The 25,038-nt window shown below is 60.6% G+C and carries 30 protein-coding genes; 5 read left to right on the top strand and 25 right to left on the bottom strand.

Annotated elements, in window-relative coordinates:
* Window position 1: 1 nt before the first annotated feature.
* The 14 genes from NQ050_RS01815 to secY form a co-directional block, all read right to left on the bottom strand.
* Window positions 2-433, bottom strand: coding sequence for a TIGR02611 family protein (locus NQ050_RS01815; protein WP_306428562.1), 432 nt, complete (start codon window positions 431-433; stop codon window positions 2-4).
* Between the two features lie 119 nt (window positions 434-552).
* A complete protein-coding gene (gene eccB, locus NQ050_RS01810) occupies window positions 553-1,902 on the bottom strand; it encodes a type VII secretion protein EccB (RefSeq protein WP_257037540.1) in 1,350 nt (449 codons plus the stop codon).
* 196 nt (window positions 1,903-2,098) lie between these two features.
* Window positions 2,099-2,947: a tRNA pseudouridine(38-40) synthase TruA gene (truA, locus tag NQ050_RS01805; RefSeq protein WP_257037562.1), complete on the bottom strand. Its 849-nt coding sequence runs from the start codon at window positions 2,945-2,947 to the stop codon at window positions 2,099-2,101.
* A gap of 120 nt (window positions 2,948-3,067) precedes the next feature.
* Window positions 3,068-3,265: a DUF2892 domain-containing protein gene (locus tag NQ050_RS01800; protein WP_257037539.1), complete on the bottom strand. Its 198-nt coding sequence runs from the start codon at window positions 3,263-3,265 to the stop codon at window positions 3,068-3,070.
* A 132-nt stretch (window positions 3,266-3,397) separates the two neighbouring features.
* Complete coding sequence (rplQ, locus tag NQ050_RS01795; protein WP_257037538.1) at window positions 3,398-3,910, bottom strand: 50S ribosomal protein L17; 513 nt, start codon at window positions 3,908-3,910, stop codon at window positions 3,398-3,400.
* A gap of 73 nt (window positions 3,911-3,983) precedes the next feature.
* The gene (locus NQ050_RS01790) at window positions 3,984-5,000 is read right to left on the bottom strand and encodes a DNA-directed RNA polymerase subunit alpha (RefSeq protein WP_257037537.1); all 1,017 of its coding nucleotides are present in this window, start codon (window positions 4,998-5,000) and stop codon (window positions 3,984-3,986) included.
* Window positions 5,001-5,156: 156 nt separating this feature from the next.
* Window positions 5,157-5,762, bottom strand: coding sequence for a 30S ribosomal protein S4 (gene rpsD, locus NQ050_RS01785; protein ID WP_257037536.1), 606 nt, complete (start codon window positions 5,760-5,762; stop codon window positions 5,157-5,159).
* 24 nt (window positions 5,763-5,786) lie between these two features.
* Window positions 5,787-6,191 (bottom strand): 30S ribosomal protein S11, encoded by a 405-nt coding sequence (gene rpsK / locus NQ050_RS01780; protein WP_257037535.1) that lies wholly within the window; start codon window positions 6,189-6,191, stop codon window positions 5,787-5,789.
* 3 nt (window positions 6,192-6,194) lie between these two features.
* Window positions 6,195-6,563 carry a 30S ribosomal protein S13 gene (gene rpsM / locus NQ050_RS01775; protein WP_257037533.1) on the bottom strand — a complete coding sequence of 123 codons (369 nt, stop codon included), beginning with the start codon at window positions 6,561-6,563 and terminating at the stop codon, window positions 6,195-6,197.
* Between the two features lie 175 nt (window positions 6,564-6,738).
* The gene (gene infA / locus NQ050_RS01770) at window positions 6,739-6,957 is read right to left on the bottom strand and encodes a translation initiation factor IF-1 (RefSeq protein WP_025251938.1); all 219 of its coding nucleotides are present in this window, start codon (window positions 6,955-6,957) and stop codon (window positions 6,739-6,741) included.
* Between the two features lie 262 nt (window positions 6,958-7,219).
* On the bottom strand, window positions 7,220-7,990 hold the full coding sequence (locus tag NQ050_RS01765) for a L,D-transpeptidase (RefSeq protein WP_373456390.1): 771 nt from the start codon (window positions 7,988-7,990) through the stop codon (window positions 7,220-7,222).
* Between the two features lie 71 nt (window positions 7,991-8,061).
* Window positions 8,062-8,856: a type I methionyl aminopeptidase gene (gene map, locus NQ050_RS01760; RefSeq protein WP_257037531.1), complete on the bottom strand. Its 795-nt coding sequence runs from the start codon at window positions 8,854-8,856 to the stop codon at window positions 8,062-8,064.
* Between the two features lie 153 nt (window positions 8,857-9,009).
* The gene (locus tag NQ050_RS01755; protein ID WP_257037530.1) at window positions 9,010-9,555 is read right to left on the bottom strand and encodes an adenylate kinase; all 546 of its coding nucleotides are present in this window, start codon (window positions 9,553-9,555) and stop codon (window positions 9,010-9,012) included.
* On the bottom strand, window positions 9,552-10,874 hold the full coding sequence (gene secY / locus NQ050_RS01750; protein ID WP_257037529.1) for a preprotein translocase subunit SecY: 1,323 nt from the start codon (window positions 10,872-10,874) through the stop codon (window positions 9,552-9,554). Before secY ends, NQ050_RS01755 begins: the two co-directional genes overlap by 4 nt.
* A 408-nt stretch (window positions 10,875-11,282) precedes the next feature.
* Here secY and NQ050_RS01745 point away from each other — a divergent pair, with 408 nt between their 5' ends.
* From NQ050_RS01745 to NQ050_RS01735, 3 genes are all read left to right on the top strand, one after another.
* Window positions 11,283-12,419, top strand: a complete 1,137-nt coding sequence (locus NQ050_RS01745; RefSeq protein ID WP_257037528.1) for an ABC transporter ATP-binding protein — start codon at window positions 11,283-11,285, stop codon at window positions 12,417-12,419.
* A 141-nt stretch (window positions 12,420-12,560) separates the two neighbouring features.
* Window positions 12,561-13,802, top strand: a complete 1,242-nt coding sequence (locus NQ050_RS01740; RefSeq protein ID WP_257037527.1) for a DUF4032 domain-containing protein — start codon at window positions 12,561-12,563, stop codon at window positions 13,800-13,802.
* The gene (locus NQ050_RS01735) at window positions 13,799-14,506 is read left to right on the top strand and encodes a hypothetical protein (RefSeq protein WP_257037526.1); all 708 of its coding nucleotides are present in this window, start codon (window positions 13,799-13,801) and stop codon (window positions 14,504-14,506) included. Before NQ050_RS01740 ends, NQ050_RS01735 begins: the two co-directional genes overlap by 4 nt.
* Here NQ050_RS01735 and NQ050_RS01730 read toward each other — a convergent pair.
* The 4 genes from NQ050_RS01730 to NQ050_RS01715 all read right to left on the bottom strand — a co-directional run bounded on the left by NQ050_RS01730 (window position 14,464) and on the right by NQ050_RS01715 (window position 18,963).
* Complete coding sequence (locus NQ050_RS01730) at window positions 14,464-15,204, bottom strand: hypothetical protein (protein WP_257037525.1); 741 nt, start codon at window positions 15,202-15,204, stop codon at window positions 14,464-14,466. The genes NQ050_RS01735 and NQ050_RS01730 overlap by 43 nt on opposite strands.
* A 92-nt stretch (window positions 15,205-15,296) precedes the next feature.
* Window positions 15,297-16,169 carry a sugar ABC transporter permease gene (locus NQ050_RS01725; protein WP_257037524.1) on the bottom strand — a complete coding sequence of 291 codons (873 nt, stop codon included), beginning with the start codon at window positions 16,167-16,169 and terminating at the stop codon, window positions 15,297-15,299.
* On the bottom strand, window positions 16,169-17,584 hold the full coding sequence (locus tag NQ050_RS01720) for a carbohydrate ABC transporter permease (RefSeq protein WP_257037523.1): 1,416 nt from the start codon (window positions 17,582-17,584) through the stop codon (window positions 16,169-16,171). The genes NQ050_RS01725 and NQ050_RS01720 overlap by 1 nt, the downstream gene beginning before the upstream one ends.
* Window positions 17,585-17,715: 131 nt before the next feature.
* Window positions 17,716-18,963, bottom strand: coding sequence for an extracellular solute-binding protein (locus NQ050_RS01715; RefSeq protein ID WP_257037522.1), 1,248 nt, complete (start codon window positions 18,961-18,963; stop codon window positions 17,716-17,718).
* Between the two features lie 317 nt (window positions 18,964-19,280).
* Between NQ050_RS01715 and NQ050_RS01710 the strand changes: the two genes are divergently transcribed.
* Window positions 19,281-20,990, top strand: coding sequence for a glycoside hydrolase family 13 protein (locus NQ050_RS01710; RefSeq protein WP_257037521.1), 1,710 nt, complete (start codon window positions 19,281-19,283; stop codon window positions 20,988-20,990).
* A gap of 64 nt (window positions 20,991-21,054) precedes the next feature.
* Here NQ050_RS01710 and rplO read toward each other — a convergent pair whose 3' ends face one another.
* Genes rplO through rpsH form a run of 6 tightly spaced genes read right to left on the bottom strand, consistent with a single transcriptional unit; the run spans window position 21,055 to window position 23,717 of the window.
* On the bottom strand, window positions 21,055-21,501 hold the full coding sequence (rplO, locus tag NQ050_RS01705) for a 50S ribosomal protein L15 (protein ID WP_257037520.1): 447 nt from the start codon (window positions 21,499-21,501) through the stop codon (window positions 21,055-21,057).
* Window positions 21,502-21,504: 3 nt separating this feature from the next.
* Complete coding sequence (gene rpmD, locus NQ050_RS01700) at window positions 21,505-21,690, bottom strand: 50S ribosomal protein L30 (RefSeq protein WP_257037519.1); 186 nt, start codon at window positions 21,688-21,690, stop codon at window positions 21,505-21,507.
* A gap of 3 nt (window positions 21,691-21,693) precedes the next feature.
* On the bottom strand, window positions 21,694-22,320 hold the full coding sequence (gene rpsE, locus NQ050_RS01695; protein ID WP_257037518.1) for a 30S ribosomal protein S5: 627 nt from the start codon (window positions 22,318-22,320) through the stop codon (window positions 21,694-21,696).
* A gap of 37 nt (window positions 22,321-22,357) precedes the next feature.
* Entirely contained in the window at window positions 22,358-22,762 is a 405-nt protein-coding gene (gene rplR / locus NQ050_RS01690; RefSeq protein ID WP_257037517.1) for a 50S ribosomal protein L18, read from the bottom strand.
* A gap of 3 nt (window positions 22,763-22,765) precedes the next feature.
* Window positions 22,766-23,302 carry a 50S ribosomal protein L6 gene (rplF, locus tag NQ050_RS01685; RefSeq protein ID WP_257037516.1) on the bottom strand — a complete coding sequence of 179 codons (537 nt, stop codon included), beginning with the start codon at window positions 23,300-23,302 and terminating at the stop codon, window positions 22,766-22,768.
* A 16-nt stretch (window positions 23,303-23,318) separates the two neighbouring features.
* On the bottom strand, window positions 23,319-23,717 hold the full coding sequence (gene rpsH, locus NQ050_RS01680) for a 30S ribosomal protein S8 (RefSeq protein WP_257037515.1): 399 nt from the start codon (window positions 23,715-23,717) through the stop codon (window positions 23,319-23,321).
* Window positions 23,718-24,172: 455 nt separating this feature from the next.
* Between rpsH and NQ050_RS01675 the strand changes: the two genes are divergently transcribed.
* Entirely contained in the window at window positions 24,173-24,337 is a 165-nt protein-coding gene (locus NQ050_RS01675) for an antitoxin (RefSeq protein ID WP_257037514.1), read from the top strand.
* 134 nt (window positions 24,338-24,471) lie between these two features.
* On the opposite strand, the gene rplE is transcribed toward NQ050_RS01675, so the two are convergent.
* Window positions 24,472-25,038, bottom strand: coding sequence for a 50S ribosomal protein L5 (gene rplE / locus NQ050_RS01670; protein WP_257037513.1), 567 nt, complete (start codon window positions 25,036-25,038; stop codon window positions 24,472-24,474).

The following is a 25,038-nucleotide window of genomic DNA, read 5'->3' as shown; positions in this document are numbered from 1 at the left end:
CCTACGGCACGGCCTGCATGACCTGGGCCATTACGGGGTCTAATACCGGGGCCACGCCCGCTTTCCACATGCCGAAAGCGATGCCGCCCATCGCGATCCACACCATGACCCAGGTCGCACCGATGAGGGAGTAGCGAGTTTTCCGCGGTTGCACTCGGTACCAGGTGAAGAAGCGGTCATATTGACGCACACCCCACGCCAAAACCCTGCTCGCCCAGCGCAGCTCCAGCGACAAGATGGCCACTCCCACAAACACGGTGAGCCAACCAGGGCCCGGCAGCGGCACGGTAATCAGACCAATGGCGAAGACGAGCCAGCCGAGGGTCAGCACCAACGGGCGCACCAGAAATCCGAAGCGGTGTTTCTTGGCGTTGTGGTGGCGGCGCTGGAAGTTGTCAATGTGGCCAGCGATTTTTTCGCGCATGGAACTCAATCGGTGCTCGCCTCCCTTTCCATGCGCCAACTGCAGCTTCCAAACCCGCGCGCAGCGATGCGCGCAACTGCCGCAAGTCTACACCGCAAGGAGTAGGCGAGCCTAGCGAACAAGAGTGGCTAGGCTGCAGATTTGTCCATGAGGGGGTGCAGGGCTTCGGCGGTGCTCAGCTCCGTGCCTTCCGGCAGCAGGGCAAGCATCGGCCACGGAATGTGGTGCACTTGCTCGATGCCCAAGGCGGAGAGCATGTTAAGGTCCACGCGGTGACGTTGCCCATGTTCGCTAACCACATGAACCCCGTTTCCGGTGGCCACCGCAACGGCTTGCCCAACGGCCGCAAAATGTGTGGCCACCTGCCCACCGTGCAGCGCTACGGCGCCTTGGTCGAGGGGACGCCTGGCGACGTCGGCAATGCTCACCCGCACCTTTGAGCCGCCGGACGTCGGCAGCGCTCCAAGGTCCTGCGCGGGCGGGCCTTCGGGCTCGGCGAGGACACACACTCCCGTTGTTGGTGCCCATGAGGGGGCTTCAGTGGGGAGGGGGAGCTCGTCGGTGCCGACGGGGGTCGCTGCGAGTTCGGCGGCTGTGACGAATCGCTGTTCCAGGCCCACCGCGCGCAGGAGGTCTGCTTGAAAGGTGCTGATCTGGGTGGCGCCAGTGTCGGTAAACCAGAAGGGGCCGGCGTCGGTGTTCCAGAGTTGCCCGTATTGCGGGATGTGCAGCGCGGGTTCCTCCGGGATCGTGGCGAGGATTTCTTCCGGCGGGCTCCAGCGCTGGCTCGCGATTGGGATTTGGAGGGCGCGGCGAAGGATGCGGCCGTGGTCGGTGTCGGCGGCCGGGAGGAGGAAGCGCCCATGCGCGGTGACCAGGTAGTCGCCGGAAGCGACGGTAGCGTAAATGGCTTGTTGCGGGCCGAGGTCCGTGAGAAACTCGGCGAAGTCCTCCCCCGTTCGGTCGATCTGGCGCTGCGCGAGCAACACCGGCGCCTGCGGATCCGTGCGCGGGCGTGGCTGCTGGTCGGTACACACCGCCCAACCCAAAGCGGCATCGCTGGGGGCCAGGATGTTCGGCGCATCGACGATACCCACCGGCTGCGCCACCTGATAGCGCTGCAGCACCTTGTGTGATGCCTTCGCGGGCTGTGCCGGCTGCCCCACGATCAGTCGCGCGGAAGTGAGGTTTGGCACCGGAAACAGGGTTTGCTCCTGGCGCACATACAGCTGGCCATGCTCGGAGGCGAGTACCAAAGCATCACCTGGATCGCGCTGCGGCTGCAGCAATGCCAAGGCGCCCGCACCCAAGCACAGCAACACCGTTGCAGCCAACCCAAACACTGTGGCGCGCATGCGGGCGGCGATGGGGTCGTGAATCATGCGGATATCGCCGACCAAAAGCCCCAATTCCACCCGGCGCATCAAAAACTTATGCCCAGAGACCTGCGCCTTTGTGGTAGGCCGTACTCTGCCCATAGGTATCCCCAATCCCCCGATCACCAATGACATTCGCTTGCAAGTGGTCAGAATCCCTGCCCGAATCCTGCCCGCAAACTAATGAAACACCGTGCGCACAAAAATTTTGTGCCCACCATACTTAGACTGCAATTCGGCCCCGATGGTTCCATGGAGGGCTAGATTATTTTTCAATCTGCCCGGGCGGTGCACGAACCTAGCTGGAAAGATCCTGGTGAGTGCGCATGGCGCGGGTTTCCAAGCTGCGAGCTGCGAGTAGCTCATCACTGGGGTAGTCCACCTGAACCAGGGACAATCCGCAAGCAGGGGCTACGGGCACCTTGGAGCTCCTCGACTTTTCTTGCAGCAGATTTGCTGCAAAGGCTGCGTCGCGCTTGCCTTCGCCCACCACCAGGCACGCCCCAACCAGGGAGCGGACCATGGACCAACAGAAGGCATCTGCCACTACGGTGGCCTCAAATGTCAGTGGTTCGAGGGCGGTAGAGACGTCGCGCCACTGGAACACCTGCAGGTCGCGGATCGTTGTGGCGCCTTCGCGGTACTTACAGAATGCGGCGAAGTCGTTGAGCCCCACCAGTTGGTCCGCAAACAATTGCATCGCGGTAAGGTCCACGCGTTTTGCCCATGAGGCGGTGTCTCGTGCTCGGGTGGGCAGCGCACCCCGCGGATGCGTGCTCACGCGGTACACATAGTGTCTGCGCAGGGCGGAAAAGCGGGCATCGAAACCCTCAGGGGCAGCCGCAGCTTGGGTAACGCGGACATCCGTTGGCAAGAGTCTGGCCAGCCGACGGACCAGGTTTCCAGGGTCACCGGCGATACTGCGCTGGGCGAGAGCCCCCTCAGAGACGTCGAAGTGTGCCACTTGGCCCGCGGCATGCACGCCGGCGTCGGTACGCCCTGCCACAGTAAGCTCGATTGGCTCCCGCAGGATCAACGTGAGGGCGTCTTCCAGAACCATCTGGACAGTGCGGAGGTCCGAGCCGCCCTGGCGGGCCCAACCGTGGAAGTCGGTGCCGTCGTACGCCAAGTCCAAGCGCACTCTCATGAGGGGGCTTTCGGCGTTGAGCTGATCTCCCAATTGCGACCCTTTCCTCCCGCGCGCGATGCTGAACGCTACGACACTACCACGCAGGAGGCCACCGAGAACTCCCCCAATACTGGTCAGCTACTTCTTGGAGGAGAAATTCACCAGCTTATACAGCGGGCAGAAGCCCACCACGGCGGTGACCGCCAAAATCGCGGCGACAACGTAAAGCACGACCTGCCAGACCGTTGCCAAGCCGGTAAAAGCTGCGATACCAGCAAGTACGACGGCGAGGATGCCACGGATGGAGCGGTCGGCGGTTGATTCGTTTGGGCGCATAATATTCCCTCATGAGCAAAGACGGATTCTTATACCCCCTATGGTATACACCTCATGGGCAATGGAAAAGCTCATGAGGGGGAAAACACAAAAGGCGCCAGGGCTTTCGCCCTAGCGCCTGGATGTGCGCAATTACTTCTCGTCGGAAGTTTCAGTAGCTTCAGCAGCTTCGGTAGCTTCAGCCTCAGCTTCGGGAGCCTCGGTCTCTTCAGCCTTTGCAGCCTCTGCTTCTTCCGCCTTCTTGGAAGCTGCAGCGCGGGTTGCGCGGGTTGCTTCGGTGGAAACGGTCTCCTCCAGCACCAGGGAAATCTGGGACACTGGGGCGTTGTCACCCTTGCGGTTTTCGAGCTTCACGATGCGGGTGTAGCCACCCTCGCGGCCCTCGAACTTTGGTGCGAGCTCGTTGAACAGGTAGGTCACAACTTCCTTGTTCGGGATGAGCTTGAGCACGTTGCGGCGGTCGGCAACGGTGCCGGCCTTTGCCTTGGTGATGATCTTTTCCACATATGGGCGCAGCAGCTTAGCCTTTGCGTCCGTGGTCTTGATGGCGCCGTGCTGGATCAGCGAAGCTGCGAGGTTGGACAGAATGTGCTTCTGGTGGCTCGCGGAACCGCCGAGGCGGGCGCCCTTCTTAGGGGTAGGCATTGTTTACTCCTCGTGTACGGATTGTGTTGAGCGCGTGGGTTCGCAGCACTGGGCCGGGAACCCTGATGGGGTTTTACTCGGAATCTTCCAGATCCATGTCGATGTAGTCGCCGGTTGCGGCGTCGTAGCCTTCGAGCTGAGTTGGATCGAAATCTTCAGGTGCATCCTTGAGGGTGAGGCCAAGGCCGGCGAGCTTGATCTTCACCTCGTTGATCGACTTCTGGCCGAAGTTGCGGATATCCAGCAGGTCCGACTCGGTGCACTCAGCGAGCTCACCAACGGTGTGGATTTCCTGACGCTTCAGGCAGTTGTAGGAACGAACGGAGAAGTTCAGGTCCTCGATTGGCATGCCGTATGCAGCGATGTACTCGGTCTCCTGCGGGGAGGGGCCGATCTCGATGCCTTCGGCTGCCACATTGAGCTCACGGGCCAGGCCGAAGAGCTCTACGAGGGTCTTGCCGGCGGAAGCAAGCGCATCGCGAGGAGCGATGGAGTTCTTGGTTTCCACGTCGATGATCAGCTTGTCAAAGTCGGTGCGCTGCTCCACACGGGTTGCCTCAACCTTGTAGCTGACCTTGAGCACTGGGGAGTAGATCTGGTCCACTGGGATGCGGCCGATCTCACCAGTGCCGGAGTTCAAAGTAGCGGGCACATAGCCGCGGCCACGCTCAACAACGAGCTCGATCTCCACACGGCCGGTGTCATTGAGCGTTGCAATGACCATATCCGGGTTGTGGATTTCTACGTCTGCAGGTGCTTCGATGTCGCCGGCCGTCACCACGCCTGCGCCTTCCTTGCGCAGGTACATGACCACGGGCTCGTCGGACTCAGAGGAAAGCACCAGGCCCTTGATGTTCAGCAGGATGTCAGAGACGTCCTCCTTGACACCGTTGATCGTGGTGAACTCGTGGAGCACACCGTCGATCTTGACGCTGGTCACCGCTGCACCTGGGATGGAAGACAGCAGGGTGCGACGCAGCGAGTTACCAAGGGTGTAGCCAAAGCCTGGCTCCAGTGGCTCGATGATGAACTTCGAGCGTGCGGAGTCGATGACTTCCTCGGTAAGAGTTGGGCGCTGAGAAATGAGCATGGATTGATTCTCCTCAATTGACGACCACTATTTGACGTCTATAAGACCTGCCCCACCTGGCGGTGGGTAAAGCCTTTACAAAAGAATGACACTTGGTTGTTGGAAGTATTCCCACACCACCTGGGCAAACGTCGAGGTAGTGCGTGAAGTAAGGGATTACTTCGAGTAAAGCTCGACGATGAGCTGCTCCTGCAGCGGAACGTCGATCTGAGCGCGCTCGGGCAACTGGTGCACGAGGATGCGCAGGGTTGCCGGTACAACCTGCAGCCATGCAGGCACAACGGCGTCGACAAGGTTCTCCTGAGCCTCTTCGAACCACACCATCTTCTGGGACTTCTCACGAACGTCGATGATGTCGTACTGGGAGACCTGGAAAGAAGGCACGTCGACCTTCTTGCCGTTCACGGTGAAGTGACCGTGGGAAACGAGCTGGCGTGCCTGGCGGCGGGTGCGAGCCAGACCAGCGCGGTACACAACGTTGTCCAGGCGGGACTCCAGGAGGATAACCAGGTTGTCACCGGTCTTGCCTGGGAGGCGGTTTGCCTCTGCGTAGTAACGGCGGAACTGCTTCTCCAGCACGCCGTAGGTGAAACGAGCCTTCTGCTTCTCCTGAAGCTGGAGGAGGTACTCAGACTCCTTGATGCGAGCGCGACCAGCCTGACCTGGTGGGTAAGGACGACGCTCGAACGCCATGTCTCCGCCGACGAGGTCGACGCGCAGGCGGCGGGACTTACGGGTTGCTGGGCCGGTGTAACGAGCCATAGTAAGTGACCTTTCCTTTCCTTATTAAACGCGACGACGCTTTGGTGGGCGGCAGCCGTTGAATGGCTGAGGGGTGACGTCGGAAATCGAAGTGACGTCCAGGCCTGCGGCCTGCAGGGAGCGGATTGCGGTCTCGCGGCCGGAACCTGGGCCCTTCACGAAGACGTCAACCTTCTTCATGCCGTGCTCCATTGCCTTGCGGGCTGCGTTCTCAGCAGCGAGCTGAGCCGCGAATGGAGTGGACTTACGGGAACCCTTGAAGCCAACGTGGCCGGAGGATGCCCATGCAATCACAGCACCCTGTGGGTCCGTGATGGACACAATGGTGTTGTTGAAGGTGGACTTGATGTATGCGTGGCCTGCGGCCACATTCTTCTTTACGACGCGGCGGCCAGTGCGGCGCGCGCCAGTGCGTGCTTTAGGAGGCATGAATTACTTCTTCTTTCCGGCGATCGTCTTCTTAGGACCCTTACGCGTACGAGCGTTGGTCTTGGTGCGCTGGCCACGAACGGGCAGTCCGCGACGGTGGCGCAGACCCTGGTAGCAACCGATCTCAATCTTGCGGCGGATGTCAGCCTGGACCTGACGGCGAAGGTCACCCTCCACCTTCCAGGTTGCTTCGATGACGTCACGCAGAGCAGAGAGCTGCTCGTCGCTGAGGTTGTCGGTGCGCAGGTCTGGGGAGATGCCGGTCTCCTCGAGAAGCTGTGCAGCACGGGCTGGGCCGATGCCGTAAATGTAGGTGAGTGCAACCTCCATACGCTTATTGCGTGGGAGGTCCACACCAGCTAGACGTGCCATGTGGCAGTACCTTTCCGGTTGATACGGTGGTTTTCTCCATGCTCGCCCTCACCCAAACCACCACGTTGCCCGGTCGGAGCCGGACGGTGGGGTGGGAACGTGAGGCTTTGGCCACCGCCGCCAAAGGTGTAGAGGGCGCTCAAAAGCGCCCGTGGAACATGAAGGCTGAAAGAGATTACTTGTAGCGGTACACAATGCGGCCGCGGGTGAGGTCATAGGGAGAAAGCTCCACGACCACGCGGTCCTCAGGCAGGATACGGATGTAGTGCTGGCGCATCTTGCCACTGATGTGTGCAAGCACCTTGTGTCCATTGTCGAGTTCGACGCGGAACATTGCGTTCGGCAAAGGCTCGATAATCTTGCCCTCTACCTCGATTGCGCCTTCCTTAGCCATATCCTCTGCATTTCCCCAGCTCAAAGCTGGTTTGTTGTACTGCTGATCAGATGGTGCCGGAGATTGAACCAACACCATCGGCCAACATTACACCTCACCTGCAGAAATGGCAAGGCCGCGGGCAAACGTCCATGAGGGGAAGTTTGGCCCGCGGCACAAGCTCAAGGCGCAAGGCTCAGGGCGGAAGGCCTCAGGCCCTACCGACGGCACCCAGTAACCCTGCAGCCTCAAGCACGCGAGAACTCAATAGCTCTCCATAGCTCTAGTACACGTACACCATGTCTCCAACTTGGAGGTCGTTGAAGAAGGTCACCGCATCCTGGTGGCGCAGGTGGATGCAGCCATGGGAAAGCAGGTTGATGTCACCCTCATGGAATGCCACGCCGGTGTTGGTGAAGTACGTGGAGTATGGCATTGGTGCCATGTTGAAGATGTAGGACACCTCATCCTTGACCTTGCGCTGCACCCAGTGAGTGCCCTTTGGCGTCTCCCAACCTGGGGCGCCGGCAGACATTGGCACAGCACCATAGGTCACCTGACCGCCGCGCTGCAGCCATGCACGGCCGCCTGCGAGGTCCACACAGGCACGGGCCTGTACTGGGCAGGAACCACGGTCGAAGTTCTGGGGTGCTGGAGCAGCCACCGGCGCCGGAGCCGGCGCTGGCGCTGGAGCCGGAGCCGGAGCGGTACGCTGCGCAATCAGCCCAGGGAAAAACGCATTCACTGCAGCATCGACGGCGTTGCGCAGGCCTAGGCCGGCGTCGCCTGGCAAAACGGCGTTGATCTGCGCGTGCAGGGACTGGCGGAGGTTCCATGCGCCGTCGCGGGTCTGACGGTCAAGCTGAGCGAGCTGCTGGTCCACAGACGAACCGATGGAAGAGCTCAGGTTTGCGGAGCCAAAGTCCTGCGCTTGGGCTTGGCCTGGGGTGGCAACCATGAGGGCTGCGGCTGCGGCGAAGGTGGCAAGGGCTGCACCAGCGCGGCCAGCACCAACACCAGCACCGCGCCTGTTGAGGGCGTGTTTTCCAGTCATAGCGAAAACCATAGCTTGTTCACAGCAAATTGGCAGCTTGCCACAGCCAAAAAGACAACGAATTCCCAAAACTACAGTTCACGCGGGGTAAGAATCCTCGGTCCCCCTGCGGTTGCCGCAACGGTGTGCTCCCAGTGAGCCGCCATGCTGCCGTCGGCGGTGACTACCGTCCAGTCGTCGTCAAGCACGAAACTGTCCACGCTCCCCAGGGTGAGCATGGGTTCGATCGCCAGCACACTGCCCTCTTGGATCACCGGGCCGCGGCCGGGCTTGCCCTCGTTCTCCAGGTAGGGGTCCTCGTGCATGCTGCGGCCAATACCGTGCCCGCCATAACCATCCACGATCCCCAGCTTCACGCCAAACTTCGCCTCGGCCTTGCGAGTGGCCAGCTCCAAGGCGTGAGAGACGTCGGTGAGGCGGTTGCCCGGAACCATCGCTTTCATTCCCTCATGGAGCACCCACTCGGTGGCTTTGTTCAGCGCCTCCACCTCGGGCGCAAGTTCGCCCACGCCGAAGCTCAAGGCGGAATCCCCTACCCAGCCGTCCAGGGTGGCGCCGCAGTCGATGGATACGATGTCACCGGGCGCGAGCACCGTCTCCTTGTTGGGGATTCCATGCACGATCACGTCGTTCACAGAAGAACAAATAGAAGCGGGGAACCCCTGGTACCCCAGGAAAGTGGGGATGGCGCCGGCATCGCGAATCACGGACTCTGCAACGTCGTTGAGCTCCAGGGTGCTCACCCCAGGTGCCGCGGCGTTGCGCACGGCCAGCAAAGCACGCCCGACGACGCACCCAGCGGCCTCCATTGCATCCAGTTCCCCAGCCGTCTTGGCGTTAATTTTCTTGGGCTTGCGGAATCCCATGAGAAAACTTCCTCTACTTCTTGTCTTTCTGTGCACCTCTAGTGCATCGTGTTTTATTCTTGGCCACCATCTTTAGGGCACCACATGCCTGGCCCCCACAACGCAAATCGCACCGGCACAAACCGGTGCGATAGCTTCTGGCAATAACCCTACTTAGCGGCCGAGCGCCTCAAGGGTGCGGGCGTTGATTTCCTCAACGGTGCCCTCTGCGGTGATGCTCACAATCTGGTCACCGTAGTGCTCGATCAGGGGCGCGGTTTCGTCGCGGTACACCTGAAGGCGAGTGCGGATGGTGGCTTCGTTGTCGTCGGCGCGGCCGCGGGCGAGCATGCGCTCCACCACCACATCCTCGGACACCTGGTAGTTCACTACAGCGTCGAGCTTAGTGCCGAACTCCTCAAGAAAACCCTCAAGAATCTCTGCCTGTTCGACGGTGCGTGGGAAGCCGTCCAGGAGGAAGCCGTCCTTTGCGTCTGCTTCTTCCAAACGGGCCTTGACCATCCGGGCGGTGACGTCGGTAGGCACCAGCTTGCCGGCGTCCATGTACTCCTTGGCCTCCTTGCCCAGCGCCGTGCCTTCGCCAATGTTGGCGCGGAACAGGTCACCGGTGGAGATGTGTGGCACACCGAGCTTTTCGGTCAGGATAGCCGCCTGGGTGCCTTTGCCTGCGCCCGGAGGGCCGAGGAGTACGAGTCTCATTTCAGAAGTCCTTCATAGTTGCTTTGGAGAAGCTGGCTTTCAATTTGTTTCACGGTGGTCAGTGCCACCGAGACCATAATCAGAATAGCCGTACCACCGAACGGGGTTGCCCCCGCCGCACTGGAACCTACCCCCAAATCAAGCGCAATGTTGGGCAGAACTGCGATGATTCCCAAGTACAGGGCACCCACGAACAGGAGGCGGTTCATCACATAACCCAAGTACTCCGCGGTTGGGCGGCCCGGACGGATGCCAGGGATGAAGCCGCCGTACTTCTTCATGTTTTCCGCTTGCTCGTTGGGGTCGTACTGCACGGAAACGTAGAAGTAGGAGAAGAAGATAATGAGCACGAAGTACAGCAGGATGTACTGCCAGGAGCTCGGCGCCATGAGGTACTGAATCACGTTGCGCTGCCACCAGTTGTCCGGCACCTCCAGGGAGTTGGAGGTGATGATCTGGGTGATCAGGATTGGCATGTAGATCAGGGAGGACGCAAAGATCACGGGGATCACGCCAGCCTGGTTCACCTTCAGCGGCAGGTAGGTAGAGGAGCCACCGTACTGGCGGCGGCCCACCATGCGCTTTGCGTACTGCACCGGGATGCGGCGCTGGCCCTGCTCAACGAACACCACACCGACCACCAGGATGATCACGGCGATCAGCACGGCAGCAAACACCACGCCGCCGGAGGAGGAGAGGATGTTCATACCATCGGACGGCAGGCGGGTAGCAATGCCGGCGAAGATCAGCAGAGACATACCGTTGCCCACGCCGCGCTCGGTGATGATCTCGCCGAGCCACATCACCAGGATCGCGCCGGAGGTCATCACCATCACCAGCAGCACAAGGTCCCACAGAGAACGGTCCTCCACCAGCACCGGTATGCCAGTGCCCAGGAGCTGCTCGCGGTCAGCCAGCGCCACGATGCCCGCGGACTGCAGCAGCGCAAGACCCAAGGTGAGGTAGCGCGTGTACTGGTCCATCTTGGCCTGGCCGGACTGGCCTTCCTTCTTCAATTCCTCAAACTTGGGGATCACCACGGTGAGCAATTGCACAATGATGGACGCCGTAATGTACGGCATCACGCCGATGGCGAAGATGGAAAGCTGCAGCAGCGCTCCGCCGGAGAACAGGTTGATCAGCGAGTAAACGCTGGACGAGTCCGAGGTGAGTTCGCGAATTCGCCCAGAGATGGATGCGTAATCCACTCCCGGGGAAGGAATCTGCGCACCGACTCGGTACAAAATGATCAGCGCGAGGGAGATGAGGATCTTCTTGCGCAGATCAACGTCCTTAAATGCCTGCACGATTGCGGACACTGGGCCTCCTGGCTCCCCCACCCAAAGCACGCGGAGGAAAGGTGTAGTTCTTAGGATTTTATTACCCACATGCGGCCATACGGAACCGCGTGCAGGATAGACCCTAGTACTTTAGCACCTCGCCCGGACCTCCGCACACCTCACCGTGAGTTGCAGCACCGCGCAAGGGGAACAGGTCCGCCTCAGGAACGTGAAGCGTTCCGACGTCCCCCTGTCCGCCTTAATCCGTGGAGCCTTGGGCGCGTCGGAACTGCAGATCCCAACCATGATGCCGGTGAAGATGACAGAGCTCACATTTGCCCCATGATTGTGAACCAACTAAGATTGGCGGCGCTACGTCTTTATACAGTCTTTACAACGGATCGTCCGGCACGTACCTGCCGGTAAAGATACTGAAAGGGGCCTTCGATGGCCAAGGTCGTTTTTGACCACGCAACCCGCATCTACCCAGGTGCTGAGAAGCCTTCCGTAGACCAGTTCAACCTGGAGATTGCTGACGGCGAGTTCCTCGTCCTCGTTGGCCCCTCCGGTTGCGGTAAGTCCACCACCCTGCGCATGCTCGCGGGACTGGAGGAAGTGAACTCCGGAAGCATCCACATTGGTGACCGCGACGTCACCGACATGCCACCCAAAGACCGCGACATCGCAATGGTCTTCCAGAACTACGCCCTGTACCCACACATGACCGTGCGGGAAAACATGGGCTTTGCCCTCAAGATCGACGGCCGCCCCAAAGACGAGATCAACCGCCGCGTGGAGGAAGCTGCGCGCACTCTTGACCTCACCGAATACCTGGACCGCAAGCCAAAGGCACTGTCCGGTGGTCAGCGTCAGCGCGTTGCCATGGGCCGCGCGATCGTGCGCAAGCCAGAGGTCTTCCTCATGGACGAGCCACTTTCCAACCTGGACGCGAAACTCCGTGTGCAGACCCGCACCCAGATCGCCGCGCTGCAGCGCGAACTCGGCGTGACCACCTTGTACGTGACCCACGACCAAACCGAGGCCCTCACTATGGGCGACCGCATCGCCGTGCTCAAGGCCGGCGTACTGCAGCAGGTGGGCACCCCGCGTGAGCTCTACGATCACCCAGCCAACGAGTTCGTTGCCGGCTTCATCGGCTCCCCAGCCATGAACCTGGGCACCTTCCAGGTCCAGGGCGAGCACGCCACCCTCGGAGCCGCCTCCGTGCCGCTTTCCCGCGCCACCATCGAGGCCCTCACGCCGGCCGACAACGGCCAGATCGTGATCGGCTTCCGCCCCGAGGCCCTGGAGGTCGTCTCCGAGCACGAGCCAGACACCATTCCAGTGCGCCTCACCTTGGTGGAGGAACTCGGTTCTGACGCCTTCATGTACGGCACCCTGGAAGGCGGCGGGGAGCTCAGCTCCGGTACCGACGCAAACCCGGACGACACCCCAACTGGTCAGATCATCGTGCGCACCGCGCCGCACTCTGCGCCACCAATTGGCTCCGTAGTCCACGTGCGAATCCGCCCAGGTGCGCAGCACAACTTCTCCAAGGCCACCGGAGCGCGCCTGCCTGAATAAGGCTTGCGCCTCAAAGAGAGCAGTGGATTACTAGGCGGCACCTCGTTGGGGTGCCGCTTTCGCTTTTCCACATCTCCCACTTCTCCCACATCTCTGTGAGCTTCCCTGTTTTCCTCACTTCCCGCCGTTGAAAGGTCCACCATGCCCGCCAGCAACCCATCGATGAGTATTGCCAACTCCACGTTTGCGTACTCGCTGCTCCAGCTCCCCTGGCATTTGCCCCTGGTGGACTGGCCGCAGGACCTCATCGCGGCGCTGCCGCGCGGTATTTCCCGCCACGAGGTGCGTTTTGTGCGCATCAACGGGCATGTGATCGCCATCAAGGAGATCGGCCAGAAGGTGGCCCACCACGAATTCCGGATGCTCCAGCAGCTCGGCCGGCTGGGTGCGCCCTGCGTGAAGCCGATCGCGGTGATCACGGGCCGCGAGGATGAACACGGCGAGGAACTCACCGCGGCACTCGTCACCGAACACCTGGAATACTCATTGCCCTACCGTGCAGTGTTCTCCCAAGCCATGCGCCCAGAAACCGCAAGCAGGTTGATCGACTCCCTCGCCGTGCTGCTCGTGCGCATGCACCTGCTCAACTTCTTCTGGGGTGACGTCTCCCTTTCCAACACACTGTTTCGCCGCGACGCCGACTCCTTCTCCGGCTACCTCGTGGACGCCGAAACCGGTGAACTCCAGCCCGAGCTCTCCGAGCAGCGCCGCCTCTACGACGTAGAAATCGCCCGCGTAAACATCATCGGCGAGCTCATGGACCTCCAGGCAGGCGGCCTCATGGAGCCTGAAGTGGACACCATCGCCGTGGGCAATCACATCGTGGAAAAATACGAACTCCTGTGGCGCGAGCTCACCGCAGAAGAGGCAGTGGACCCCGCCGAGCCATGGCGGGTTCAGCAGCGCATCGAGCGCCTCAACTCCCTGGGGTTCGACGTCGGCGAGCTCAAAATTGCCGGCGACGAACACTCCCTACGCATCCGCCCCCGCGTGGTGGACGCCGGCCACCACAACCGAGCCCTCATGCGACTCACCGGCATGGACTTGGAGGAGCGCCAGGCCCGCCGCATCCTCAACCTCATCGCCTCCTACGCCGCAATGCGCTCAGTGGAGGTGGACCCCCAGGTGGCGCACAACTGGCTCGCCGAAATCTACGAACCCGTGCTCGCCCTCCTGCCCACCGACGCCTCCCAGAAACTCTCCCCCGCCCAAACCTTCCACGAGATCGTGGAGCACCAGTGGTACCTCTCCGAAGCTGCCGGCGCCGAAGTCCCCCTCATGGACGCCGCCCGCCACTACATTGACACAATCATGCCGCAGCGGCGCAATGAGGCGGTGTTGCTCGATGATGATGACGCCGAAACCGAAGCCGACCCCTCATGAGCAGAAAATTCATCCCCTGCCCCGCCGCGATTGTTCATGAGGGGGAGGTGTCGGTGCGCCCGCGCCGGCTCACGGGCGAAGAACCCCTCACCATCCGCGTCGACCAGCGCGAGGTGGCCAACCTCTGGCGCATCCCCGGCCAGGACATCGCCCTAGCCAGGGGCTTCCTGGCGGCCAGCGGCATCACCGCCGAGGTGCTGGAGGCCTGCTATTGCAGCGGCGCTGTGGCCGGAGTGAATCCCTACAACCTGCTGGATCTCACGCTGGGCGCGCCCCGCGAACCCCTCTCCCCCTCATGGACACCGCTTGAGGTGTCGCAGCTTGACGACGCCTGGCAGCAGTTCAGCAAGGCAGCAGGCTCAGCCAAGGCCCCATACTGCGCGGCGGGAATCGACCTTGAGCGTGCGGTTGCCGCTGTGGGGTGCGTGAGCATGAGCAATGCCCTGGACAAGGCCGCCGGCCTGCGCGAGCTCGCCCCGGCGCCGATCATCGCGCTGAACGCTCCGGTGGACCGTGAGCTCATGAGGAGGATTGTGGCGCACGGGGCACCCAAAGTAGTGCTCTCCCCTGCCCCACCCACCGCGGCGGCGGCGCAGCTCGCGGCGGATCACGCGGTGGGCATCGCCACCTCCCCATCCTCCGCCCCAGCCCCCTGGACCGTTTACGGTGACACCAACGCCGTGATCCCCAACGCCACCGGATAGGCCCAGAGCCAGATTTGTTTGGGCAGGGCCCACGAGGCGTCGTCGAGGGGCTTTCGATAGTGCAGCAGCACCACGCCAAGGCCCGGCATGAGCAGCATCATCGCGCCTAGCCCGCCGGCGGTGAGCATGGCGGCGTTCTCGTTGGTCCACAGCGTAGCGAACACCAGGAAAAACACCAGGATCAGCACCCCTAAGGAGAGGAAGCCAAAGCGGGTGCCAACGTTCATGAGGATCGCCCAGATTATCGTTGCCAGGAATACGGTGCCGACGATCACCGCGCGGGCCATCCGAGAACTGTTGCGGGTGCTGCGCAGGATCGCCCAGAGGAGCATCGCCAGGAGGAATCCCCATACGGGCGACTGCGCCTCCAGGGCAAACCACTTCCCTTGGTTCACTTGGTCATAGAACGGCTCGCTGAGAATCGCCAACCCGAGCAGCGTTCCGGTGACACGCCACGGGTTCACGCCGCGGCGCAGAACCAACACCAGCACCCAGGTGAACACCGGTAAAGCTGCCCATGAGGCGAGCTCCAGGATCACCGCGGCAGTGAGCTGGGCGTTGCCCATCGTGGAGAAATCTTGCCCAGGTGGTGCGATTAGCGTAGAGGCCATTCCCGCGGCGGTGAGCACGGCGGCTATCACCAGCAAGGTACTAACGCTCAGTCCCTTGAGGGGCGGGTTCGGGTGTTTCGCAGTCATAGTGTGTTCCAGGCTATCCCAAGTGAGGGTGAATCGAGAACGCCCGCGCTCCCCGTATGGATAAGGAGACGCGGGCGCGGGATTTGTGGAGCTTAGCCCTTCACGGAACCGGACATAGAATCCTGGTAGTAGCGCTGCATCACGATGAACAGCAGGGCGATTGGGATGGAGACGCACACGGCGCCGGCAGCGAAGCGTGCGAACCAGTCATAGATGTATTCCTTCTCCAGCATCTTCCACAGGCCCAGGGCCACCGTGTAGTTTTCCTGGGTCCGGGCGATTGCCTTTGCCAGCACGAAGTCCAGCCAAGGGATCAGGAAGCCCACGATTGCCTGGTAGACGATCATTGGCTTACAGATCGGCAGGATGATCAGGCGGAACACCTGCCAACGGGTGCAGCCGTCCAACAACGCAGCCTCATCAAGGGAGATGGGGATGGTGTCCATGAAGCCCTTCATCACGTAGAAACCCATGCCGGTGCCGGCCGAGTACACGATGATCAGCGCCAGGTTTGTGGTCCAGCCCTGGGTGAGACCAAGTGCCTTGAGGATGAAGTAGATTGCCACCACAGCCATGATCGAGGGGAACATGCCCAGGATCAGCGCAATGTTCATGTAGACCTTGCGGAAACGGAAGCGCAGGCGGCTGAGCGAGTAGGAGACGATCAGCACGAAGATCACCGAGATCACGCAGGTGAAGCAGGCGATGATGAAGGTGTTGAGGAACATCTTCGGGAAGTTCAACACGGCGCGTTCGGTGAATAGCGCAATGTAGTTGTCGAACGTCCACTCAGTGGGGAAGAACGTGGAGGTGTATGGCGCGGTGTTCTTGTTGAAGCTCTCCGCGAACACCCACACGATTGGCACCACCCAAAGGATGGCGAGTACAGCCAGGAAGATGTGGACCACCGCGTTGGTGATCGCGTTGGCGCGGCGCTGGCTGTGCACCTTTTGCTTTTGAGCCATCACTGGAATCCTTCCTCATTGCGGTACGAGCCCGAACGGCGGTAGGTCACCAGCGCCACGCTGGCGAGCACGATGAACGTCAAGATACCGATCACGGCACCGACGTTGTAGTCACCGCGGTCCACAGTGAGCTTGTAGAGCCAGGTAATCAGCAAGTCAGTCTTACCCGCGGAGGCGCCAACAGGTGTTGGGTCACCGCCAGAGAGCAGGTAGATAACGTTGAAGTTGTTCACGTTCGCGGTGAACGTGGTGATCAGGTACGGGGTCATCACAAACAGCATGTACGGCAGCGTGATGTTGCGGTAGATCTGCCACCAGGAAGCACCATCAAGGCGGGCGGCCTCGTACAATTCCGCTGGGATATTCTGGAGAATACCGGTGACCTGCATGATGGTGTACGGAATACCAATCCACAGGTTGATGAGGATCACGGTCACGCGCGCCCAGGTAGCGTCGGTAAAGAATGGCAGCCCGGAGTCGATCCAGCCCCAGTCCAGCAGCATGCGGTTGATGATGCCTTCTGGCTGCAGCATGGAACGCATGACCAGGAGCGTCACGAACTGTGGCACAGCAACGGACAGAGAGAAGATTGCGCGCCAGAAGCCTTTTCCGCGGGTACCGTTGCGGTTGATGAGCATTGCCAAGAACATTCCGGCGAAGTAGTTCAGGAATGTGGCAAAGAATGCCCAGACCAGGGTCCAGATCAGCACCTCAACGAAGAGATTGAGGTTCACAGTGCCGCCGCTGTTGGAGAGCACGGTGACAAAGTTGTCCAGGCCAACCCAGTCGAACTTGGTCACGTGGCCGGAATCGTAGCTGGTGAACGCCATGGCGATCATAAAGATCAGTGGCAGCACCGTGAACGCCAGGATGCCGACGGTGGGCAGGGTCATGAGCAACGTGGGCGCGTCTTCGTCGGTCAGCGCATGGAGATCTTCCTTGAGGGTGCGTGCGCGCCCCTGCTCCTGCTGGAACACCTGTGCTTTGTAGGCGCTGCGCAGAGCGATGGTAGCAAACCACAGGAAGACGATGATGAGGAAAACGGTTGCCACGCCTTCCAGGAGGAGCACTACTGAGGGTTCGGAGTTTTCATAGACCCAGAAGCCATCTACCTGCACGCGCTTCTGCTCACCGGTGCCGAGGCCCGGCAGCTCAGCGAGTGCGCTGAACCCAGTGGTGAACAGGTACGCCAGGAAGGCGATTTCAATGGCGAGGAAGGCGATTCCCTTTACTACCTGCTTGCGGGCGAGGTTGCCGAGGCCGAACACCAGAAGGGAGGCCTTGGTGAGAGCGTCGCCGTGTTTCCAAGCAGTCCCAGTTGCGTAGGGGCTCGGTGGGTCTTCTCGTTTGCGGGTGTGCTTTGGTTTCGCGGGCTTGGGTTGCGCCCCAGCCGTTGCGAGGACTCCTTGGGTCATGAGTCCGATGTCCTTTCAACTATTGCCAACCGCCTACGCGGCTGGCCGTGTAGGCCATACAAAGGGCCCAGCAAGGTGCTGGGCCCGATGGTTGAAAGCATTAGCGTAATGCTATGGATTCGAAGCGCAGCTTACTGCAACTGGGAGACAAAAGCCTCGGTCTGAGCAGCGGCGTTCTCTGGAGTGACGTCGCGGTTGGCAATAGCCTTACCGAAGTTCTCTGCAGGATCCCAGAAGTCAGACATGGACTTCACGGTTGGCTGCAGGATGGAGTTGGAGTCCACGGTGGTCAGCAGGGCGGTTGCAACGGGGTTCTCAGAGATGGTGGCGTCGGTAGCGAGGGTCTGATCGGATGGGATCACACCGTTCTTCTCGTAGTGCACCTTCTGGGAGTCAGCGCTTGCGAGGAAGGCTGCGAACTCTGCGGCTGCGCGGGTGTCAGCGGAGTTCGGGTTGTAGGCCACGGCCTTGGAGCCGGAGAAGGCCTTCATCTGGATCTGCTCGCCGCCGAGGGTAAAGGTTGGCAGGGTGGCAACGCCGTAGTTCTCGCCGAGGATCTCCTCGATCTTTGCTGCATCCCAGGAGCCGGAGAACACTACGTCCACGGAGCCATTCTGCAGGCCGCCAACGCCGGAGCCGTCAACATCGTTGATGAAGTTCGGGTTCGCTGACAGCTCTGCGAGGTACTGGGTGACCTCTGCAGCGCGGTCGCCGAGATCGATGCCGGCTGCCTCATCCAGGCCGTCCTCACCGAAGAAGGTTGCGCCAGCGCCAGCGTAGAAGGCTGGGAAGTACCAGGAGTTGGACAGTGGGAAGGAAACGCGTGCCTTCTCCAGCATGGTGTCCAGGTTGGTCACGTCCTCAGCAGTGAGTGCGGAGGTGTCGTAGTACATGAACCAGGTGTTTGGCTCAATTGGCAGGCCGTAAGCTGCGCCATCCTGGCCAGTCACGGAAGCAGCCATGGTGTCTGCTGCCTGCTCGGAGAGCTGAGCTGCGCCGGAGTCGGAGAGCTGGCCGATTGCGCCTGCCTCGAGCAGGGCACCGAGCTGGTCGTTTGCAAAGACGTAAACGTCTGCTGCTGCGGATGGGTCCTGATTCACGGTGGTGCCGGCGTCTGCTGCGGAAACCACTGCGTTTTCCCAGGTGATGTTGTACTCAGGGTGAGCCTCAGCGAACTGAGCCTGCATGGTCTGCAGCCATGCGTCATCGTTGGTCTGATCTTCCTGAGAGGACCACACGGTGAGGGTCACGTTGGTGGTGTCGCCAGAGGATGCGCCCTCGGAGGAGCTAGAAGATGAGGAATCGGAGGAGCAAGCAACGAGGCCCAGGGAGGCTGCTGCGAGGACCGCGATGGTCTTCTGAATGTGGTTGAAAGCCACGATAAATCACCTATCTCTACTTTGTGTTCAGTGACAAGAACGGCTCACAGCCCTAGTCCGATCCCAACTGCTACGTCCACCCAGATACAACGATTCGCGTTTTCCAACATATCGGGCAGATCGGACATTTTGGTTCAGTGAGTTTTCCGCTTACACCGCCACAATACCCATCATGAGTTCAGTTACAAAAACGCTTAGCAATGCCGTAAATCACATTTGTTTGTCTTGTATTCATTTCCGCATATGAGCAGTTGTTTTTCTTTGTAGTGGGAATTGCCACATGAACAGAATGAAATCAAAGCATGTAGCGTGAACGCATGTCCTCTTCTGGTTTTGATTCCGATTTCAGCAGCTTCAACCCCACTCCCCAACCAGACAAGCAACCACAAACACAGTGGTGGCGCGACGCAGTGATCTATCAGATCTACCCCCGTTCCTTCGCGGGAAGTACAGGCCCGAACGGCACTTTGGCCGGTATCACTGCCCGCCTTGAGCACGTCGCTAAGCTCGGCGCAGACGCAGTCTGGCTCTCCCCCTTCTACACTTCACCCCAAAAAGACGGCGGCTACGATGTGCAGGACTATCGCAACATCGACCCCATGTATGGCACGCTTGCCGACGCCGACAGACTCATCGAACACGCGCATGCACTCGGGCTAAAGATCATAGTGGACTTGGTGCCCAATCATACCTCTGACCAGCACCCTTGGTTCCAGGCTGCACTCGCCGCTGGTCCAGGATCCCCTGAGCGCGAGCGCTACTGGTTCCGCGACACCCCGAACGACTGGCAGTCCATCTTTGGCCAAGGCGCGTGGACCCAGGTGTGCCAACGCCCCGACGCCCCCGGCTCCTCATGGGAACACGACACCTCCTGGTACCTCCACCTCTTTGACAGCACCCAACCAGACCTCAATTGGTCCAACGAGGATGTCCATGAGGAGTTCGCGCAGATCTTGCGCTTCTGGCTGGATCGCGGCGTGGACGGTTTCCGCGTGGACGTGGCACACGGCATGGCTAAGGACCCGGAACTGCCGGACTGGCAATTTCACTTCGCCATGGTGGAGGGCGGCGACCGCTCCGAGGAAAGCAACGTTGTGATCCCAGATCCCCCAATGTGGGACCGCGAGGAAGTCCACGAGATCCACCGCGAATGGCGGGCCATCCTTAACGAATACTCCCCGGCTCGCATTCTGGTGGCCGAAGCCTGGGTGGACCCCGACCGCGGCCTGGCAAAGTACGTGCGGCCAGATGAGATGCACCAGGCGTTCAACTTCGACTTCCTGGTGGCCAAATGGACCCCCGAGGTCCTCGCGCCGGTGATCACCCGTTCACTGAAGGAATTGGCCACGGTGGGCGCGCTGCCAACGTGGGTGATGAGCAATCACGACGTCGTCAGGGCCGCTTCCCGGCTGGGTTTGGCTGCACTGGACAGGCCGAACGGCATCAGGCCCACGGATCCGCAGCCGGATGCGGAGCTGGGTGCGAAGCGGGCTCTCGCCGCCCACGCCCTCATGGAAGCACTGCCTGGTTCGGTATACATCTACCAGGGAGAGGAGCTTAACCTGCCGGAGCACACGCAACTGCCTGACTCCGTGCGCCAGGACCCGGCGTACTTCCGCACCCTGCCCACAGACCACCCGGAGCCGGGGCGCGATGGCTGCCGCATTCCGCTTCCCTGGGTGCACAACGCCCCCGCCTTTGGTTTCAGCGATACCGGCGAAACCTGGCTGCCGCAGCCGGAGGAATACGGGGATTTTGCTGTTGATGTGCAGGAAGCCAACCCGGATTCCGCGCTGCACTTCTTTAGGAAGATGATTCGCCTGCGCAAGCAGCTTGGCTTGGGTCAGGGAGCCGCGGAAAACATCAGGGTGGAAAACGGCACCCTGCGCCTGCGGAACATGGGCGTGGAGGTGGTGACAACCTTTGACCATCCCTACCCTGCCCCGGAGGGTGCTGTGCTGCTTTCCACTCAGGAGCTGGTTGATGGGGTGATTCCGCCGAATACCACCGCGTGGATTGCCTCATGAGATAGCAAAAATCCACCCACGGTGTGCACATGATGCACCGTGGGTGGATGTTTTTTGCGAGGTGTTACTTCGCGGTGACAGTGCCGCCGGCTGCCTCGATCTTCTCGACTGCAGACTTGGAGAACTTGTCAGCGGTGACGTTCAGCTTGACGCCGAGCTCACCGTTACCCAGGACCTTCACTGGCTGCTTTGCACGCACGAGGCCTGCTGCAACGATGTCGGCCACGGTGACGTCGCCACCGTTCGGGAATGCCTTTTCCAGGTCAGCAACGTTGACAACCTGGAAGTAGACCTTGTTGTTGTTCTTGAAGCCCTTGAGCTTTGGCAGACGCATGTGCAGTGGCATTTGGCCACCCTCGAAAGCAGCGGAAACCTGCTTACGAGCCTTGGTGCCCTTGGTACCACGGCCTGCGGTCTTACCCTTAGAGCCTTCACCGCGACCAACGCGGGTTTTGGCCTTGTGTGCACCCTTTGCTGGGCGCAGGTCATGAAGCTTAATTGGATCGCTCATGTGTTACTCCCCTGCCACTTCTTCGACAGACACCATGTGGCGCACCACATTGATCATGCCGCGCACTGCGGGGGTGTCATTACGGACTACGGAGTGGTTGATGCGCTTGAGGCCCAGGGCAGCCATGTTCTTGCGCTGCTTTGGGTTTGCACCAACCAGACCTTTGTTCTGGGTGATCTTCAGAGCCATGATTTATGCCTCCTGTCCTGCGCGTGCGCGCAGCATGCGAGCTGGAGCAACTTCCTCCAGGGTCTTGCCACGGCGGGCAGCGACCTCTTCTGGGCGGACGAGCTGCTTCAAGCCATCAACGGTGGCGTGAACCACGTTGATTGCGTTGTCAGAGCCGAGGGACTTGGACAGGATGTCCTGGATGCCTGCGCACTCGAGCACTGGACGTGCTGCGCCGCCTGCGATCACACCGGTACCTGGGGCTGCTGGCTTCATCATCACGATGCCTGCCGCTGCCTCACCCTGAACTGGGTGGGTGATGGTGCCGCCAACCATTGGGACGCGGAAGAAGTTCTTGCGAGCCTCTTCTGCACCCTTCTGGATAGCTGCTGGAACTTCCTTGGCCTTGCCGTAGCCAACGCCAACCATGCCCTTGCCGTCGCCGACGATCACGAGGGCGGTGAAGCTGAAGCGACGACCACCCTTCACGACCTTGGACACGCGGTTGATGGTCACGACGCGCTCGATGTACTGAGAGCGCTCGTCCTGCTGCTGGTTACGACGGTCGTCGCGGCGGCCGCCGCGGCGCTCGTTCTTGTTCTGGTTTTCGTCGGCGGAGCGTCCGCCGTCACGCCGTTCACGTCCCGGCATTACGCGTTCCTTCCGTTGTTGGTGATGATGGTAGCCATTAGAACTTCAGACCACCTTCACGAGCTGCGTCGGCCAGTGCAGCAACACGGCCGTGGTACTTGTAGCCAGCGCGGTCGAAAACGACCTGCTCGATGCCGGCTGCCTTTGCACGCTCAGCGACAAGCTGGCCAACCTTAGCGGCCTTTGCCTTCTTGTCACCCTCGAATGCGCGCACATCTGCCTCAATGGTGGAGGCAGCGGCCAGGGTGTGACCTGCGAGGTCGTCGATCACCTGGACGTGGATGTGGCGGGAGGAGCGGTGCACCACAAGGCGTGGAGCCTCTGGGGTGCCACGCAGGTGCTTGCGGATACGGTTGTGGCGACGTGCGCGGGCCAGACGGCGACGGGTGGAAATATCCTTGCCAACTGGCAGGCGCTTGCCGTTGTTGTTCTCGTTGCTCATGTTTTACTTACCCGTCTTTCCGACCTTGCGACGGATCTGCTCACCCTCGTAGCGGATACCCTTGCCCTTGTAAGGATCATCCTTACGCAGGCGACGGATGATGGCGGCGATCTGTCCGACCTTCTGCTTGTCGATACCGGAAACAGACAACTTGGTGTTGCCGTCTACGGCGAAGGTGATACCTTCTGGAGCCTCGATCAGCACTGGGTGGGAGTAACCGAGAGAGAACTCCAGGTCCTTGCCCTTCAGTGCTACACGGTAACCCACACCGAAGATTTCCATCTTGACGGTGTAGCCCTCGGTGACGCCAACCACGAGGTTGTTCACCAGGGAGCGGGACAGACCGTGGAGCGAGCGGCTCTTGCGGTGATCATCTGGACGGGTGACAACGATCTCGTTGTCTTCCTGAGCAATGGTGATCGGTGCTGGAACCTCAAGGCTCAGAGTACCCTTAGGGCCCTTGACCTCTACGAACTGGCCGTCAATCTTGACGTCAACACCGGATGGGATTGCGATAGGTGCCTTACCTACACGTGACATCTCTAAATCCTCCCTATTACCAGACGTAGGCGAGAACTTCTCCGCCTACGCCCTTCTCGGTAGCCTGACGGTCGGTGAGCAGACCCTGGGACGTGGAGATGATCGCCACGCCCAGGCCGCCGAGGACCTGTGGCAGGTTGGTGGACTTTGCGTACACGCGCAGACCTGGCTTGGAAACGCGGCGCACACCAGAGATGGAGGCCTCGCGGTTTGGGCCGTACTTCAGGTCGAGGGACAGGGTCTTGCCAACCTTTGCGTCCTCTACCTTGTAGTCAGCGATGTAGCCTTCTCGCTTCAGGATCTCAGCGATGTTCACCTTCAGCTTGGAAGAAGGCATCGACACTGCGTCATGGTGCGCATTGGATGCGTTGCGCACGCGCGACAGCATGTCGGCGATTGGATCAGTCATGGTCATTGATGTGACCTAATGCCTTTCTCGTTGCGGTTCCTTCCCACCTTGAAGGCGTCACCGCATGATGATGGGCCACTCAGACGCTCCCCACACTCAGTAGCATGGGGTACTCGCAGCCTCGTTCTGCCTTGCGGTCGCATAGGGCGGGGGGCCTACAACAAAGTAGGTTGAAAAAGTACTCATGGACTTTTCAGCGGGCGCAAGCGGAGATGAGTCCGTGCTCATGAGAGCGCACCGGAGCTGACAAAAGTCCAAGCGGCAACATTACCTGATTTCCAAAGACTTGTAAATAGGCTGAATGGGATCGTGGCGGCAAGGCGCGAGACTAAGCCCTTTCAGATAAGATTCCCATAAGGTTTTGTAAGAAACTATCGTGCACCTGAAGCACCCAATCAGCATGGGACAGCGTGAAACGTTGAGCGTTTCGGCGCTGCACCCCCAAAAGGAAGGAATCCACCATGGGCATCATGGACAAGGCAAAGGAACTGCTCAACCAGGAAGGCACCACTGACCAGATCCTGGACAAGGCCGAGCAGCTCGCCAAGGAGAAGCTGGGCGAGGACAAGGCCGAGCACATCGCCAAGGCTCGCGAGGAAGCAGACAAGCGCCTGGGCACTGAGTAAGCTTCCCGACGTTACCTGCAGCCACCCCTCGAGGGTGGCTGCTTTATTGTGCGCCGGGAGCGTTTGAGCCATGCCGTTTCCCGGAAACAGCAAAACCGCCCCATATGAAATGGGGCGGCAGAGCAGACAACGATTTAGGAAGCGTCAGACTTCTTGAATGGGAAGCCGAGTTCGCGCAGCAGTGCGCGGCCTTCCTCGTTGTTGGTTGCGGTGGTGACAACGGTGATGTCCATACCGCGTGGGCGGTCAACCTTGTCTACGTCGATTTCGTAGAACATGGTCTGCTCGGTGAGGCCGAAGGTGTAGTTACCGTGGCCGTCGAACTGCTGGTCGGAGAGGCCGCGGAAGTCGCGGATACGTGGCAGGGCCACGGTCAGCAGGCGGTCCAGGAACTCCCACATGCGGTCGCCGCGCAGGGTAACGCGGGCGCCGATTGGCATGCCTTCACGGAGCTTGAAGTTAGCGATGGACTTCTTTGCGCGGCGAAGCTCTGGCTTCTGGCCGGTGATCGCGGTGAGGTCCTCGAGTGCGCCGTTGATGAGCTTGGAGTCGCGGGCTGCGTCGCCCACACCCATGTTCACAACAACCTTGACCACACCTGGGATCTGCATGACGTTCTCGTAGGAGAACTCATCGTTGAGCTTGGTGCGGATTTCCTCGCGGTAGCGGGTCTTCAGACGTGGAGTGTAGTTCTCGCTCAT

This window comes from Corynebacterium sp. 122RC1 (assembly GCF_024580955.1).
Taxonomy (GTDB): Bacteria; Actinomycetota; Actinomycetes; order Mycobacteriales; family Mycobacteriaceae; genus Corynebacterium; species Corynebacterium kozikiae.
The sequence above is the reverse complement of the archived record's forward strand: the minus strand, read 5'-3'. Positions and strand labels throughout refer to the sequence as shown.

Excerpts from the sequence above, each read along its gene's own strand:
- rplQ (WP_257037538.1), bottom strand. The coding sequence starts at position 3,910 with ATGCCTACCCCTAAGAAGGGCGCCCGCCTCGGCGGTTCCGCGAGCCAC.
- NQ050_RS01800 (WP_257037539.1), bottom strand. The coding sequence starts at position 3,265 with ATGCGCCCAAACGAATCAACCGCCGACCGCTCCATCCGTGGCATCCTC.
- rplE (WP_257037513.1), bottom strand. The coding sequence starts at position 25,038 with ATGAGCGAGAACTACACTCCACGTCTGAAGACCCGCTACCGCGAGGAA.
- rpsM (WP_257037533.1), bottom strand. The coding sequence starts at position 6,563 with ATGGCACGTCTAGCTGGTGTGGACCTCCCACGCAATAAGCGTATGGAG.
- rpsK (WP_257037535.1), bottom strand. The coding sequence starts at position 6,191 with ATGCCTCCTAAAGCACGCACTGGCGCGCGCCGCACTGGCCGCCGCGTC.
- NQ050_RS01755 (WP_257037530.1), bottom strand. The coding sequence starts at position 9,555 with ATGAGACTCGTACTCCTCGGCCCTCCGGGCGCAGGCAAAGGCACCCAG.
- NQ050_RS01740 (WP_257037527.1), top strand. The coding sequence starts at position 12,561 with ATGCCCGCCAGCAACCCATCGATGAGTATTGCCAACTCCACGTTTGCG.
- NQ050_RS01675 (WP_257037514.1), top strand. The coding sequence starts at position 24,173 with ATGGGCATCATGGACAAGGCAAAGGAACTGCTCAACCAGGAAGGCACC.
- map (WP_257037531.1), bottom strand. The coding sequence starts at position 8,856 with ATGGGATTCCGCAAGCCCAAGAAAATTAACGCCAAGACGGCTGGGGAA.
- rplR (WP_257037517.1), bottom strand. The coding sequence starts at position 22,762 with ATGAGCAACGAGAACAACAACGGCAAGCGCCTGCCAGTTGGCAAGGAT.
- rpsH (WP_257037515.1), bottom strand. The coding sequence starts at position 23,717 with ATGACCATGACTGATCCAATCGCCGACATGCTGTCGCGCGTGCGCAAC.
- rplO (WP_257037520.1), bottom strand. The coding sequence starts at position 21,501 with ATGAGCGATCCAATTAAGCTTCATGACCTGCGCCCAGCAAAGGGTGCA.
- infA (WP_025251938.1), bottom strand. The coding sequence starts at position 6,957 with ATGGCTAAGGAAGGCGCAATCGAGGTAGAGGGCAAGATTATCGAGCCT.
- NQ050_RS01720 (WP_257037523.1), bottom strand. The coding sequence starts at position 17,584 with ATGACCCAAGGAGTCCTCGCAACGGCTGGGGCGCAACCCAAGCCCGCG.
- NQ050_RS01725 (WP_257037524.1), bottom strand. The coding sequence starts at position 16,169 with ATGGCTCAAAAGCAAAAGGTGCACAGCCAGCGCCGCGCCAACGCGATC.
- rplF (WP_257037516.1), bottom strand. The coding sequence starts at position 23,302 with ATGTCACGTGTAGGTAAGGCACCTATCGCAATCCCATCCGGTGTTGAC.
- rpsD (WP_257037536.1), bottom strand. The coding sequence starts at position 5,762 with ATGGCTCGTTACACCGGCCCAGCAACCCGTAAGTCCCGCCGCCTGCGC.
- NQ050_RS01730 (WP_257037525.1), bottom strand. The coding sequence starts at position 15,204 with ATGACTGCGAAACACCCGAACCCGCCCCTCAAGGGACTGAGCGTTAGT.
- NQ050_RS01745 (WP_257037528.1), top strand. The coding sequence starts at position 11,283 with ATGGCCAAGGTCGTTTTTGACCACGCAACCCGCATCTACCCAGGTGCT.
- NQ050_RS01765 (WP_373456390.1), bottom strand. The coding sequence starts at position 7,990 with ATGACTGGAAAACACGCCCTCAACAGGCGCGGTGCTGGTGTTGGTGCT.
- truA (WP_257037562.1), bottom strand. The coding sequence starts at position 2,947 with ATGAGAGTGCGCTTGGACTTGGCGTACGACGGCACCGACTTCCACGGT.
- eccB (WP_257037540.1), bottom strand. The coding sequence starts at position 1,902 with ATGGGCAGAGTACGGCCTACCACAAAGGCGCAGGTCTCTGGGCATAAG.
- NQ050_RS01710 (WP_257037521.1), top strand. The coding sequence starts at position 19,281 with ATGTCCTCTTCTGGTTTTGATTCCGATTTCAGCAGCTTCAACCCCACT.
- NQ050_RS01790 (WP_257037537.1), bottom strand. The coding sequence starts at position 5,000 with ATGCTCATTTCTCAGCGCCCAACTCTTACCGAGGAAGTCATCGACTCC.
- NQ050_RS01735 (WP_257037526.1), top strand. The coding sequence starts at position 13,799 with ATGAGCAGAAAATTCATCCCCTGCCCCGCCGCGATTGTTCATGAGGGG.
- rpsE (WP_257037518.1), bottom strand. The coding sequence starts at position 22,320 with ATGCCGGGACGTGAACGGCGTGACGGCGGACGCTCCGCCGACGAAAAC.
- rpmD (WP_257037519.1), bottom strand. The coding sequence starts at position 21,690 with ATGGCTCTGAAGATCACCCAGAACAAAGGTCTGGTTGGTGCAAACCCA.